12 protein-coding genes are annotated in these 12,970 nt (G+C 68.1%); 7 read left to right on the top strand and 5 right to left on the bottom strand.

Translation table 11 applies throughout. The features are described from left to right. Nucleotides 1-5: 5 nt before the first annotated feature. Nucleotides 6-341, bottom strand: a complete 336-nt coding sequence (locus ACO05L_RS12600) for a DUF1491 family protein (RefSeq protein ID WP_421729509.1) — start codon at nucleotides 339-341, stop codon at nucleotides 6-8. A 56-nt stretch (nucleotides 342-397) separates the two neighbouring features. On the opposite strand from ACO05L_RS12600, the gene ACO05L_RS12595 reads away from it, so the two are divergent. Further along, a complete protein-coding gene (locus tag ACO05L_RS12595) occupies nucleotides 398-1,264 on the top strand; it encodes a hypothetical protein (protein WP_421729508.1) in 867 nt (288 codons plus the stop codon). Nucleotides 1,265-1,285: 21 nt separating this feature from the next. Here the strand turns inward: ACO05L_RS12595 and ACO05L_RS12590 are convergent, their stop codons facing one another. After that, the gene (locus tag ACO05L_RS12590; RefSeq protein ID WP_421729507.1) at nucleotides 1,286-2,035 is read right to left on the bottom strand and encodes an SDR family NAD(P)-dependent oxidoreductase; all 750 of its coding nucleotides are present in this window, start codon (nucleotides 2,033-2,035) and stop codon (nucleotides 1,286-1,288) included. A 116-nt stretch (nucleotides 2,036-2,151) separates the two neighbouring features. Further along, nucleotides 2,152-2,925, bottom strand: coding sequence for an IclR family transcriptional regulator (locus ACO05L_RS12585; protein WP_421729506.1), 774 nt, complete (start codon nucleotides 2,923-2,925; stop codon nucleotides 2,152-2,154). Nucleotides 2,926-3,108: 183 nt separating this feature from the next. On the opposite strand from ACO05L_RS12585, the gene ACO05L_RS12580 reads away from it, so the two are divergent. The 5 genes from ACO05L_RS12580 to ACO05L_RS12560 all read left to right on the top strand — a co-directional run bounded on the left by ACO05L_RS12580 (nucleotide 3,109) and on the right by ACO05L_RS12560 (nucleotide 7,988). After that, on the top strand, nucleotides 3,109-4,683 hold the full coding sequence (locus ACO05L_RS12580; protein ID WP_421729505.1) for a sodium/sugar symporter: 1,575 nt from the start codon (nucleotides 3,109-3,111) through the stop codon (nucleotides 4,681-4,683). Between the two features lies 1 nt (nucleotide 4,684). After that, complete coding sequence (locus ACO05L_RS12575; RefSeq protein WP_421729504.1) at nucleotides 4,685-5,572, top strand: 2-dehydro-3-deoxygalactonokinase; 888 nt, start codon at nucleotides 4,685-4,687, stop codon at nucleotides 5,570-5,572. Further along, nucleotides 5,569-6,204, top strand: coding sequence for a 2-dehydro-3-deoxy-6-phosphogalactonate aldolase (locus ACO05L_RS12570; RefSeq protein WP_421729503.1), 636 nt, complete (start codon nucleotides 5,569-5,571; stop codon nucleotides 6,202-6,204). Before ACO05L_RS12575 ends, ACO05L_RS12570 begins: the two co-directional genes overlap by 4 nt. Then, nucleotides 6,201-7,055, top strand: a complete 855-nt coding sequence (locus tag ACO05L_RS12565; RefSeq protein ID WP_421729502.1) for an SMP-30/gluconolactonase/LRE family protein — start codon at nucleotides 6,201-6,203, stop codon at nucleotides 7,053-7,055. The genes ACO05L_RS12570 and ACO05L_RS12565 overlap by 4 nt, the downstream gene beginning before the upstream one ends. Before the next feature lie 177 nt (nucleotides 7,056-7,232). Next, entirely contained in the window at nucleotides 7,233-7,988 is a 756-nt protein-coding gene (locus tag ACO05L_RS12560; protein ID WP_421729501.1) for a cyclic nucleotide-binding domain-containing protein, read from the top strand. Here ACO05L_RS12560 and ACO05L_RS12555 read toward each other — a convergent pair. Further along, nucleotides 7,967-9,610: an amino acid ABC transporter ATP-binding/permease protein gene (locus ACO05L_RS12555; RefSeq protein WP_421729500.1), complete on the bottom strand. Its 1,644-nt coding sequence runs from the start codon at nucleotides 9,608-9,610 to the stop codon at nucleotides 7,967-7,969. The genes ACO05L_RS12560 and ACO05L_RS12555 overlap by 22 nt on opposite strands. Next, nucleotides 9,607-11,256: a thiol reductant ABC exporter subunit CydD gene (cydD, locus tag ACO05L_RS12550; protein WP_421729499.1), complete on the bottom strand. Its 1,650-nt coding sequence runs from the start codon at nucleotides 11,254-11,256 to the stop codon at nucleotides 9,607-9,609. The genes ACO05L_RS12555 and cydD overlap by 4 nt, the downstream gene beginning before the upstream one ends. Nucleotides 11,257-11,380: 124 nt before the next feature. Between cydD and ACO05L_RS12545 the strand changes: the two genes are divergently transcribed. Then, complete coding sequence (locus tag ACO05L_RS12545) at nucleotides 11,381-12,961, top strand: cytochrome ubiquinol oxidase subunit I (protein WP_421731691.1); 1,581 nt, start codon at nucleotides 11,381-11,383, stop codon at nucleotides 12,959-12,961. Nucleotides 12,962-12,970 lie beyond the last annotated feature (9 nt).

Genomic DNA, 12,970 nt, shown 5'->3' with positions numbered 1-12,970 from the left:
TCCGGTCAGGCGTTCTTCGCCACCGTCTCCGTAATAAAGTGCCGCCCCTCGCGGTCCTCGATCTCGACCACCCAGATGTCGGGGTCGTACCCGATCTGGCGCTGGATATAAGCGTCGAGCTCGCTTTCCATTTCGCTCTGAACCGGCTGAATCCACAGACGTTCGCCGTCGGCGCCGAAGGCCTCGGTGAACAGGCGGGCCTGGCGGTTCGACGTGTCGTAGGCCTTGACGATCACCGTGCCGGCGCGGGCGTCGCCCTTGCGCACCACGGTGGCGAAGGCCCCGCCGATCTCGGCCCGGCGGATGAGTGCACTGACCCACAGGTCGCTGGAAAGAAGCAATTCGCTAACCCTGCTCGGAAACGCGACCGGAACCGTCGGCGCCTATGGTGGGCCTCATGAAGACCGGTCTGCCCCTCCGATACGCCAAAGCCGCAGCGATTGCAGCCGTGATCGCGGGCCAGCCCGTGGCCGCCTGGGCCAATGTCATCGACACCTTCTACGAACGCAGCTTCGTGCTGGCGGCGAACGACCGCTGCCGTCTGTTCGCGCCGGGCGTGACTTCGGCCCTGACGTCTGCGGCGCTTCAGGCGCGCGGCGCGGCGGCCCGCGGCGGCGCCAACGACGTGGTACTGGGCGAGACCGTCGCGCGAGCGCGGGCCAGAGCGGCTCGGACAGCCTGCAACGATCCTGATCTGGTCATGGTGCGCGGTCGGGTGAACGAGGCCTTCTCCGGCTGGACGCGAACCGCGCGGATGAGCTTCCCAGGTTCGACCGCCAGTTGGAGCGCCAATCGCAGCGAATTCTCGTCGCCCACATGGAGGCTGATGCAGGCGTCATCGACCGGCGCCTCGCCCGTGACCTTCGGTTATGCGGCTGGCGGGGGGCAGTCCCATGAACTTCAGGCGGTGGTGTCCTGGTTCGGACGGCCCCGTCCCTATGCAGTGAGGATCGTCATGCGCGACGCGGACCGGGCGCCGCGACCCTGGCTGGTCGGACAGGGCGTCCTGCCTCCCGAAGCGCAGCGCCGGGTGATCTTCTCGTCGGGCGGACGCGACGCCGCCCCCACCCTGTTGTCCGCCGACAAGACGCAGGGGCAGGCCTGGATCTTCCCGGCCTCGACCGCCGACGCCCTGGCGCGTCTGGACCCGCGCGAGCCCTTTGTCGTCGAGTTCCTGTTCCGTGATGACAGCGTGGCCCGCACCACCTTCGAGGCCGGGGATTTCGCTGCCGGGCGCGCCTTCATCGCCATGGGGTCGATCTAGCCGTCGGGCGCTGTCCTGAGGTCAGGTCCAGCCGCCATCCACGACGTAGTGCTGGTTGGTGATGGCGCCGGCCTCGTCGGAGGCCATGAAAACCACGACACGGGCGATGTCGTCGGGGACCAACCGCCGTTTCAGGCACTGGCGCTCGTAAAGGTCCTTTTCGGTCTCGGGCGTGACCCACAGCGCCAGCTGGCGCTCGGTCATGATCCAGCCGGGGGCCACCGCGTTGACCCGCACGCCGAACTCGCCGAAGTCGCGCGCCAGCGAGCGGGTCAGGCCGATGACCGCCGACTTGGACGCCGTATAGGCCGCCATGCCGCCCTGACCGATGACCCAGGATGTCGAGCCCAGGTTGACGATCGCGCCCTTGCCGGTGGCCTGCATGTCGGGAAGCACGGCCTGGGCGGCGAAGAACTGGTGTTTCAGGTTCACCGCGATCCGCCCGTCCCAATAGGCTTCGGTGACGTCCAGCGTGGGGTGGCGCTCGTCATGGGCGGCGTTGTTGATCAGGACGTCGATGGGGCCAAAGGCGTCGCGCACGCTCTGGATCGCAACCTTCAGCGCCGGGATGTCGGTCAGGTCGCAGGCGACGAAGCGGGACTTTTCGCCCAGCTCCGTCTGCAGCCGCTCCCCGCGGCCTGCGTCGATATCTAGGAAGCCGACGCGGCAACCCTGGGCCAGGAAGGCGCGGGTGATGGCCTCGCCAATGCCGCCGGCGCCGCCGGTGACGATGACGACCCGTTCGCCGAGGTCGGTATAGATTGCGGCCATGATGTTACGCCTCCCGGGCGTGGGCCGCTCTGTGTCGGCTGAATTGTCTGAGGATAGAGAATTGACGCTGGCGGGCCGGTGCGAGCCTGTCAACGGTGGGTCGGCCGCCGCGCGGTTCAGGCATGGGGGACCGACGACATCTTGTCCGAGATTTCCCCTGCGGCGCGGCGCAGGCGGACGACCGTCTGGGCCAGGGTCAGGTGGCGGGGCGTGCGTTCGATATAGGGGGTGATCAGGGTGGCGATGACGCCGTCCGATCCCATGATCGGCGCCACCAGATCGGTGACCCCCTTCACGAAGTCGCTGGCGCGTTCGATGTGGCCGGCCTGGGCCACGGCCATGGCGTTCCGGGCGAAGGCCGCCGTCTTTCGGGGGCCGTGGATCTGGGCGAGGGCGTCGTGCAGCGCGGCGCGGGCCGAAGGGTTGGCGCAGCCGTAGAGCATCAGGCCCGAGGTGGCGTGCAGGATGCTGCGGCGATAGCCGATCCGCACCGAATAGCCGAGATCGCCGGGGCTCTCGACACGGGCGATGACCACGATCTGGTCGCCGGACGGCACCACCAGATGGCAGGACTGGATCGTCTCGGCCGCCAGGGCGCGCATCACCGGCAGGGCTGCGTCGCTCAGCGTGCGGATCGGCGCCTGGGCCATGCCCAGGCTGAACAGCCGGTTGGTCAGCCGATAGCCGTCGGACGACTGTTCGATATAGCCGCGGAATTCCAGCACCTGGATCATGCGGAACAGTTCGCTGACCGACCGGCCCAGTGTCGTCGACATCTGCGACGGGGTCATGGGCTCGGCCTGCGACGACAGCAGTTCCAGCACGTCCAGCCCTTTTTCCAGGGCCGGGGCGCGGTATTTGCGTTCGTCTGTGGCGTCGTGAGGGGTCATCAACATCCGGCTCGGTCGGTCGCGCCGGTCAGCGGCGGCGACCTCATGATTGTCGCATGTAAAAGCATTCCGCACATATAAAAAGCGTTTGCGACGCAATCGGGCGTGGAATAGCCTGAGCGCGAATTCCGGCGAACGGAACAGGCCCGGACGTCGGGGCCGACGAATGGGGAGGCTGACCGCATGACGCTTGCGACCATCGATCTGGTGATTCTGGCGATCTACGCCGTCTTCATCTTCGCCCTGGCCCAGTGGGTGTCGCGCGACAAGGGCGGCCCGGCCAAGACCTCGACCGACTATTTCCTGGCGTCCAAAGCCCTGCCCTGGTGGGCCATCGGCGCGTCCCTGATCGCGGCCAACATTTCGGCCGAGCAGATCATCGGCATGAGCGGATCGGGCTATGTCATCGGCCTAGGCATCGCGTCCTATGAGTGGATGGCGGCGCTGACCCTGCTGATCGTGGGCAAGTTCTTCCTGCCCATCTTCCTGCGGAACGAGATCGTGACCATGCCGCAGTTCCTGCAGCAGAGGTATGGGCCGACGATCCGCAACGTGATGGCCGTGTTCTGGCTGCTGCTCTATGTCTTCGTCAACGTGACCTCGATCCTGTGGCTGGGCTCGATCGCCGTGACCACGGTCACCGGCCTGGACCAGAACTACGCCATCATCGCCATCGGCGCCTTTGCTCTGCTGTATCAGCTGTGGGGTGGGCTGAAGGCCGTGGCCCTGACCGATATCGTGCAGGTGACCCTGCTGGTCGCGGGCGGCCTGATCATCGGCTTCATCGCCCTGTCCAACATCGGCGACGGCGCGGGCCCCATAGCCGGCTTCACCACCCTGATGACCGAGTTCCCCGACAAGTTCGACATGATCCTGTCCAAGGACAACCCGCACTACAAGGAACTGCCGGGCATCGCCGTCTTGCTGGGCGGTCTGTGGATCATGAACATCAGCTACTGGGGCTTCAACCAGTACATCATCCAGCGCGCCCTGGCCGCCAAGTCGCTGGGCGAGGCCCAGAAGGGGATCGCCTTCGCCGCCTATCTGAAGCTGCTGATGCCGGTCATCATCGTCCTGCCGGGCATGGCGGCCCTGATCCTGGCGCCCGGTCTGGCCAAGCCCGACCAGGCCTATCCGACCATGATGAACCTCTTGCCCATCGGGCTGAAGGGTCTGGTCTTCGCCGCCCTGATCGCCGCCATCATCGCTTCGCTGGCGTCCAAGGTGAACTCGATCTCGACCATCTTCACGCTGGATCTCTACGCCAAGGCGCGCAAGGGAATGAGCGAGCAGCACCTGGTTCTGGTCGGCCGGATCGCCGCCGTCGCCGCCATGATCATCGGCATTCTGGTGGCCCGTCCGCTGCTCGGCGGCTTCTCGCAGGCCTTCCAGTTCATCCAGGACTTCACCGGCTTCTTCACCCCCTCGATCGTGGTCATCTTCATCCTGGGCCTGTTCTGGAAGCGGGCGTCCGAGGCCGGCGCCCTGACCGCAGCCATCGGCGGCGTGGCCCTGTCGGGCTTCATGTTCTGGCTCGACAAGGCGGGCATCTTCACCCTGCCGTTCATGAACCGGGTCGGCGTGGTCTTCGTCGTCGCCCTGATCGCCGCCGTGGTCGTTTCGCTGCTGTTCCCGCCCAAGGCCGGGACGATGCAGATCAAGCTGGACGGCATCAGCTACAAGACCTCGCTGGGCTTCAACCTGGCCGCCGTCGGAGTGATCGCCTTCCTGATCGCAGTCTATGCGATCTGGTGGTGAGATGACCCAGCCCGTCCTGATTGGCATCGACTGGGGCACCAGCAATCTGCGGGTGTTCCAAATCGGCGAGGGCGGCGTCGTCCTGGACCAGCGCGCCGATCCGCGCGGGGCAGGGGGGCTGGCGCCTACCGACTTCGCCCCCGTGATGGCCGAGGTCGCCGGCGACTGGATCAAGGACGGCCTGCCCATCCTGGTCTGCGGCATGGCCGGCGCCCAGGATCGCTGGGCCGCTGTCCCCTATCGCCCCTGTCCGGCGGGGCTCGGCGACATCGCCGCCGGTCTGGTCAAGCCGGCCGACAGCCCTGTGCGACTGGTCCCCGGCGTGGGCCGCGACAATGGCGATGGGCTGCAGGACGTGATGCGCGGCGAGGAGACCCAGATTTTGGGTCTGTTGTCCGACCCCGGAGCCAGCGCCCGGGTCGTCCTGCCGGGAACCCACAGCAAATGGACCACGGTTCAGAACGGGCGGATCACCGACTTTCGCACCTTCATGACGGGCGAACTGTTCGGCGCGATCCGCAAGGCCACCATCCTGGGCGGCGGCATGGGCGATCCGGGCGTCGATGACGACGCCTTCCGCAAGGGCGTGTTGCGCGGCCTGTCCGAGCCCGCCGTCACCGCCGCCCTGTTCTCGGTCCGCATCGAGAAACTGTCGGGACGTTTGCAGCCCGAAAGCCTGGCCGACTATCTGTCGGGCCTGCTGATCGGCGCCGAGATCGGCGCCCAGAAGGGGCCTTCGGAGCCCTTGATGCTCATCGGGTCAGACGCCCTTGTGGCGCGTTATGTCAGGGCCCTGTATCTGGCCGGGTTCACCGACGTCACCGCCGTCGGCGGCGCCGACATCACCGCGCGCGGCCTGTGGCGAATCTGGAAAGCCTCGCAATCATGACTGTCGACGACGCCCTGAAGACCCTGCCTCTGGTGGCGATCCTGCGCGGCCTCGTGCCCGAGGAGGCGGTCGAGGTCGCAGAGGCCCTGGTCGCCGCCGGGTTCCGCTGCCTGGAGGTGCCGCTGAACTCGCCGCGTCCGCTGGAAAGCATCCGGCTGATGCGCGACGCGCTGGACGGCCGGGCCGTGGTCGGCGCCGGCACCGTGCTGTCGATCCCCGCCGCCAAGGCCGTCGCCGACGCGGGCGGCCAGATCGTCATCTCGCCCAACACCAACGTCCAGGTCATCGCCGCCGCCAAGGACCTGGGCCTGTTCTCCATGCCCGGCTTCTTTACCCCGTCCGAGGCCTTCGCCGCCCTGGATGCGGGCGCCGACGTGCTGAAACTGTTCCCGGCCGAGGTCGCCGGTCAGGCCGGCCTGAAGGCCGTGCGGGCGGTCCTGCCGACAGGAACCCGCGTCTATGCCGTGGGCGGCGTTTCTCCCGAGACCGTGCCCGCCTGGCGCGCGGCCGGAGCGGATGGCTTCGGCATTGGTTCGGCCGTGTTCAAACCGGGCTGGACCCCCGATAAGGTCGGCGCGGCCGCTGCCGAATTCGTCGCCGCCTGGACCTCAACGGAGACCGCCCCAGCATGACCGAACCGGAACTGATCTGGGACGTGCAGGCCGAATTGGGCGAGGGTCCTGTCTGGGACGTTCGGCGGCGGGCCGTCTGGTTCGTCGATATCAAGGGCCGCAAACTGCATCGCTATGGCGTCGATGACGGCGCCCAGGTATCCTGGGACACGCCGGATCAGACCGGATTCGCCCTGCCGGCCGAGGACGGGTCGCTGGTCTGCGGCGTGCGCGGCGGCCTGTATCGCTTCGATCCCGACAGCGGCGTCTTCACCCTGATTGTCTCCGTCGAGGCGGATCGCCCTCAGAACCGGCTGAACGACGGCTTTGTCTCGCCCGACGGCGCCCTGTGGTTCGGGTCGATGGACGACAGCGAGGAGACCATTTCCGGCGCTCTCTATTGCTTCCGCGACGGTGTGGTGACCCGCCATGACGACGGCTATCGCGTCACCAACGGACCGGCGCTCAGCCCCGATGGCCGGACCCTGTATCACCACGACACGATCGAGCGCCGCATCTACGCCTTCGACCATGTGGACGGGGCGCTGACCAACAAGCGGCTGTTCGCCGAGACGGTCGACGGGTTCGCCGACGGACCCAGCGTGGATTCCGCCGGGGTCCTTCACGTCGGTCTGTTCAACGGCTGGGGCCTGGCGCAGTTCTCGCCCCAAGGCGAGCGGATCGGCACGATCCGGATGCCGGTCCAGACCGTGACAAAGGCCGCCTTTGCGGGCGACGACCTGCGCGACGTCTATTGCACCACGGCCTGGCTGGGCAACGCCGACAAGCGCGCGGCCCAGCCGACACTGGGCGGCCTCTATCGCCTGCGGGTAGAAACGCCCGGACTGCCTCCGGCGCTGGTCCGCCTTTAGTCTGGCTTCTGCTTTCAGGCCAACGAGACGGTGTGGCGCCGTGGCCCCTGTCTGAAACCGGAGAATGGGTTTAGGCGAGGCGCTCGGGGGGTGTTAAGCCACCCTTGTGACGCGCGTCTCCGTCAGGACAGCGGCGCCATGTGTCGATGCTTGATCTGACGCGGGTCCAAAGGTCCGATGCTTGAACTTCGCTCATTGCCGTCCGAATGCGCCAAGCGCCGCACCCAGAGCGCCTGTGTCACCTGTGGAGCCCGCGCCTTCAGCGTGTGCGGCAGCCTTGCGGACGATGACCTGGCCGGGCTGGACGCCATTGCCGAACGCGACGTGATGCGGGCCGGAGAGACCCTGATCCGTCAGGGCGACGCCGCCGGCCATGTGTTCAACATCACGTCGGGCTCGGTGCGGGTCTATAAGCTGTTGCCTGATGGGCGACGCCAGATCACGGGCTTTCTGTTCGCGGGCGATTTCGTCGGGCTGGCGACGGGCGAGGACTACGCCTTCTCCGCCGAGGCCATCGAGGACATCACGGTGTGCCGCTTTCGCAAGAGCGAATACTGGGCCCTGATCCGTCAGCGCCCGGCGCTGGAGGCGGCCCTGCTGGACCGAGCCACCCACGAACTGGCGGCGGCCCAGGACCAGATGCTGCTGCTGGGGCGCAAGACGGCGCGCGAACGGGTGGCGTCCTTCCTGATCGACCTGCCGGACCGCGATCCGATCCGCGCCGTCGTCCCCAACGAGGTGAGGCTGTCGATGACCCGCGCCGAGATCGCCGATTATCTGGGCCTGACGATCGAGACCGTCAGCCGCGAACTGACCAAGCTGAAGACCGCCGGCGTCATCCGGATGCTGTCGTTGAACGACCTTCGGGTCGATCAGCCCGAGCGTCTGCGCGCGGTGGCCGAAGGTCGGGATCAGGCCGCCGAGCGCCGCTGAGGCGACATCTGGACCCGGCCCTCGTCGGCCAGGCCCTGGACCCGGATCACCTGATCACAGATGTCCATGGGCGCAGACTGGTGACTGATCAGGATCAGCCCCTGTTGGCGCTCGGTCAGGCGGCGATCCAGCGCCTTCAGGACCTGGGCCGCGCTGGCGGCGTCCAGCCCCTCAGTAGGCTCGTCCAGCACCAGCCAGGGCGCGGATCGCAGATAGGCGCGGGCCAGACCCAGGCGACGGCGTTCACCGCCTGACAGCCGCTCGCCATTGGCGCCGACCTGGGCGTCCAGCCCCTTGGGATCGGCCCTCACCCGGTCGCCCAGTGCGGCGTCGTCCAGGGCCTGCCACAGCGCGGCATCGTCGGCGGGGCCGGCCAGCAGCAGGTTCTGGCGGATCGACCCGCCCAGCAGCCGCACGTCCTGGGCCGCATAGGCGAACAGGGCGCGACGCCGATCCGGCGCGACCCTCGCCGCATCCACGCCGCCGATCAGGGCCTCGCCGGGCTGAATGGTCCGAAGGCCCGCCAAGCGCTCGACCAGGGTGGTCTTGCCCGCGCCAGAGGCGCCGAGCACCCCGAGGCGAAACGGCGGCGACATCGCGTCCGCCAAGCCGTCCAAGGCAATGGAAGCGCTGGCCGGGAGCCCGGCGGGCGGGACCGTCTCGGCGGGCAGCAGGTCGTCGAGCCGGGAGAGGGCCTGGGACGCCGCGCCGTTCTGGTGCAGGGCCGTGATCAGGCCGGAGGCCGCGTCGATCCCCATGACGGCGGCCAGCGCGGCCAGGGCCGTCATCGGCAGGCCCGCTCCGGCGGTGGCGGGAATGATCAGCAAGACGGCCAGGCCGGTGACCGCCGCCTGCCAAGCGGCCATCCAGCCCCCGACGCGGGCGACGGCGATCTGGGCCTCGTCCTGGCGGACGGCGACGACTTGAAGCTGGGACACCGCCCAGGCGTCGAGGTCATAGGCCTTGAGCTCGGGAGCGACGGCTTCCAGCGCCGAAAGCCGGTCCTTCAGGGCGGCGACGGCGGTCTGGGCGGCGTGGCCAGCGGGGTCGGCCATTCGGCGGGCGATCAACACCCCGCCGCCGCACGCCAGGCCGAGGGCGATCAGCAGCACCAGACCCGCCAGTGGGGTGGCCAGGGCGGCGAGCAGGACGGATACGACCGCGCCGGCGCCCAGGGCCCAGGGGGCGGAGCGGCGCACGAACAGGGTCTGGACGGCGTCCACGTCCTGAACCAGCCGCGTCGATACATCGCCTGACGACAGCAGCAGCGCAGTCTCCGGCGAACCAGCGGCCATTGCGTGGAACAGTTGCGGACGCAGCCGGGCCAGGGCCTTCAAAGCCGCCTCGTGGCCTGCGACCCGTTCGATATAGCGGCCTCCGGTCCTGAGGATGGCCAACAGGCGGATGATGGCGCTGGGCATCATGTAGTTGAAAGCCTGGATCGCGGCGCCGCCCGCCACGCCCGCCAGGGCTGCACCGGTGATGAACCAGCCGGACAGACCAAGCAGGCAGACGGCGGCGACGGTGACCACGACGCCGCCGAGGGCCGCTGTTCTCAGGCGTGGGCGCTGCGCGCGTCGCTGGGCGGCGATCAGGCCGCCGATACGGGTCGGGGCGCTCACAGCGTCACCACGCGGTCGGCCAGGGCGGCGACGGCTGGCGAGTGGGTGGCGATGAGGGTCGTGCGTCCCTGGGCGGCCTTGCGGATGACTTCCAGCATGGCCTGTTCGGCGGCGGGATCCAGATTGGCGGTCGGCTCGTCCAGCAGCAGGATGGGCGCAGGTTTCAGGATGGCGCGGGCCAGTCCCAGCCGCCGCCGTTCGCCGCCTGACAGTCCGCCGCCCCGCTCGTCGATGGGCCTGTCGAGGTCGCCCATCAGGCCCGCCGTCCGCGCCGCCAGTTCCAGTCGCCCGCGACAGGCAGCAGGATCGGCCAGGGCGATATTGTCGGCCAGGGAGCCCGGCACGACGACCGGATGCTGGCTGGCCCAGGCGATCTGACGGGTCAGGCCGCGACTCTGGCGAAGGCTGTTGTCGCCGACGGTGACGTTCCCCTGTGTCAGGGGCGCGAGGCCGAGCAGAAGATGCAGCAGGCTGGACTTGCCCGCCCCGCTCGCGCCCAGCAGGGCCACCATCTGGCCGGGGCGGATGTCGAGGTCGAACGCCTGAATGACCGCCGCGCCGCCGTCATAGGCGATCGCGACCTGGTCGAAGCGGATTGCGGGCGCCTCGTTCAGGTCGGGGAAGGCGACGCCCGGTGAGGTCTCTGGATCGGCGGCGAGACCCGCGATCAGGCTGGGAACGGCGGCCTCTGCGGCCTGACGGTCGTGATAGGCGGCGGCCAGCCGACGGATCGGCATATAGACCTCCGGCGCCAGGGCCAGGACGAAGAAGGCGCGGCCCAGGTCCAGGGTCTCGGGCACGGGGAAGGGCAGCAGGCGCAGCAGGTTGAAGCCGCAATAGACGGCGATCAGAGCCACCGCGAGGGCGGCGAAGAACTCGATCACGCCGGACGACAGGAAGGCGATCCGCATCACGCGGGCGGTGCGGCGTTCCAGCTCGTCGGAGGCTGTGGCGATCTCGGCGGTGGTGCGGCGGGTGGCGTCGAAGGCGAGGACGGCGGGCAGGGCGCGGATGCGGTCGATGAACAGGCCCGACAGGCGTTCGAGGGCCTGGAACTGACGCCGGCTCTCGCCCGCTGCAGCCGTCCCGGCCAGGGCCATCCCGGCGATGAAGGGCAGCAGGGTGAACAGCAGGATTGCCGCCGCCACCGGACTGGCCACGGCCGCAGCGGCGATGATCAGCAAGGGCGAAATCGCGGCGCAGACCCTCAAGGGGACGAAGCGGGCGTAATAGCCCTCCAGCGCCTGAACCCCCTCGACCACGGTGGTCAGCCCGGCATCGGAGCGCCGCCCGCCTGCGAACAGACGAACCAGAAGCCGGTCCCGCACGGCGGATTTGACCTGTTGGCCCAGGCGCGCGCCGGCCGACACAGCGACCTGGGCCAGAAGACCGCGCGCCACGAGGCTGAGACCTGCCAGGACCAGCCATGGCGCCGCCGCCGCCAGGGAGGTGTCGAACCGGGCGATGGCCATGGCCAGACCGGCGGCGAATCCGATGGCCGGAACCACGTCGGCGGCGACAAGCAGGGCCGCCAGACCGGATTGCCGACGCCATGGCGCGCCGGCCTGCTTGAGCCAGGGGGCCGGTTGTAGGTCCGTCCCGGAAGGCGGATTCGGGATCAGGTCGTCGATCGGCGCGGCAGTCATCGGATCACACAATAAATGCGCGCGCGCGCGAAGGCTTTGATCCAGATCAAGGCGCGGGTCGCCCGGAAAGTCTAGGGCGAGGGAAACGTCGGTCGTCGGGGCCGGCGGTCGGAGCCATGCCATGATCGACCTCGCGGTCGTCGACCTGTCCCGTCTGCAGTTCGCGCTGACGGCCCTGTACCACTTCCTGTTCGTGCCACTGACACTGGGACTCAGCTTCATGCTGGTCATCATGGAGTCGATCTATGTGATGACCCGCCGCCCGATCTGGCGGACCATCACCCGGTTCTGGGGCGTCTGTTTCGGCATCAACTTCGTGCTCGGCGTGGCGACCGGCATCACCATGGAATTCCAGTTCGGCATGAACTGGAGCTATTACAGCCACTACGTCGGCGACATCTTCGGCGCCCCCCTGGCCATCGAGGGCCTGATGGCCTTCTTCCTGGAGGCGACCTTCGTCGGGCTGATGTTCTTCGGCTGGGACAAGCTGAAGCCGCACGCCCACCTGTTCGTCACCTTCATGGTCGCCCTGGGCACCAACCTTTCGGCCCTGTGGATCCTGATCGCCAACGGCTGGATGCAGAACCCGGTCGGCGCGGCCTTCAATCCCGACAGCATGCGGATGGAGGTCACCGACTTCATGGCCGTGCTGTTCAACCCGGTGGCCCAGGCCAAGTTCGTTCACACCGTCAGCGCCGGCTACGTTTGCGCCGCCGTTTTCGTGCTGGGCGTTTCGGCCTTCTATCTGCTGAGGGGCAAGCACGTCGGCTTCGCCAAGCGGTCGATGACCGTGGCCTCGGCCTTTGGGTTGGCGGCGTCCCTTTCGGTCGTCGTGCTGGGCGACCAGTCCGGCTACACCCTGACCGACAACCAGAAAATGAAGTTGGCCGCGCTGGAGGCCATGTGGCGCACCGAGCCGGCGCCCGCCGGCCTGACCCTGATCGGCATTCCCAGCATGAAGGATCGCGAGACCCACTATGGCATCCACATTCCCTGGGTCATGGGCCTGATCGCGACGCGCAGCATCGACAAGCCGGTCGAGGGCATCTTCGAACTGGTCGCCACGGCCGAGACGCGGATCGAATCCGGCGTCATCGCCTATGACGCCCTGGAGAAGGTCAAGGCCAACCCGACCGATATGGCCGCGCGGGGCGTGTTCGAACTGCACCGTCGTGACCTGGGCTATGCCCTGCTGCTGAAGCGATATGTCGCCGATCCCCGCATGGCCTCGCCCGAGCTGATCCAGAAGACGGCATGGGACACGGTGCCCAATGTGCCGGTGCTGTTCTGGGCCTTCCGCATCATGGCCGGGGTGGGGATGTTCATGATCGCCCTGTTCGGTACGGCCTTTGTACTCTGCACCCTGCGCAAGCACGATACGAAGTGGTTCCTGCGGATCGCGGTGCTGTCGCTGCCCCTGCCGTGGATCGCGATCGAGTTCGGCTGGATCCTGGCCGAGTTCGGTCGCCAGCCCTGGGCTGTGGACGGTGTTCTGCCGACCTTCCTGGGCGCGTCCAGCCTGACCGTGCCGCAACTGTGGACGACGATCATCGGCTTCACCCTGCTGTACGGCGCCCTGGCCGTGGTCGAGGTCCGGTTGATGCTGCACGCCATCAAGAAGGGGCCGTTTCACGAACAGGAGACGTTCGGCGAAGCCCCTTCCGATGAGCCCGCCGAGCGCGCGCCCGCGCCCGCCGTGGCCTGACCCAGACCT

This window comes from Brevundimonas sp., assembly GCF_965227765.1.
Lineage (GTDB): Bacteria > Pseudomonadota > Alphaproteobacteria > Caulobacterales > Caulobacteraceae > Brevundimonas.
Note: the sequence above shows the minus strand (reverse complement) of the source record. Positions and strands in the feature narration are given on the sequence as shown.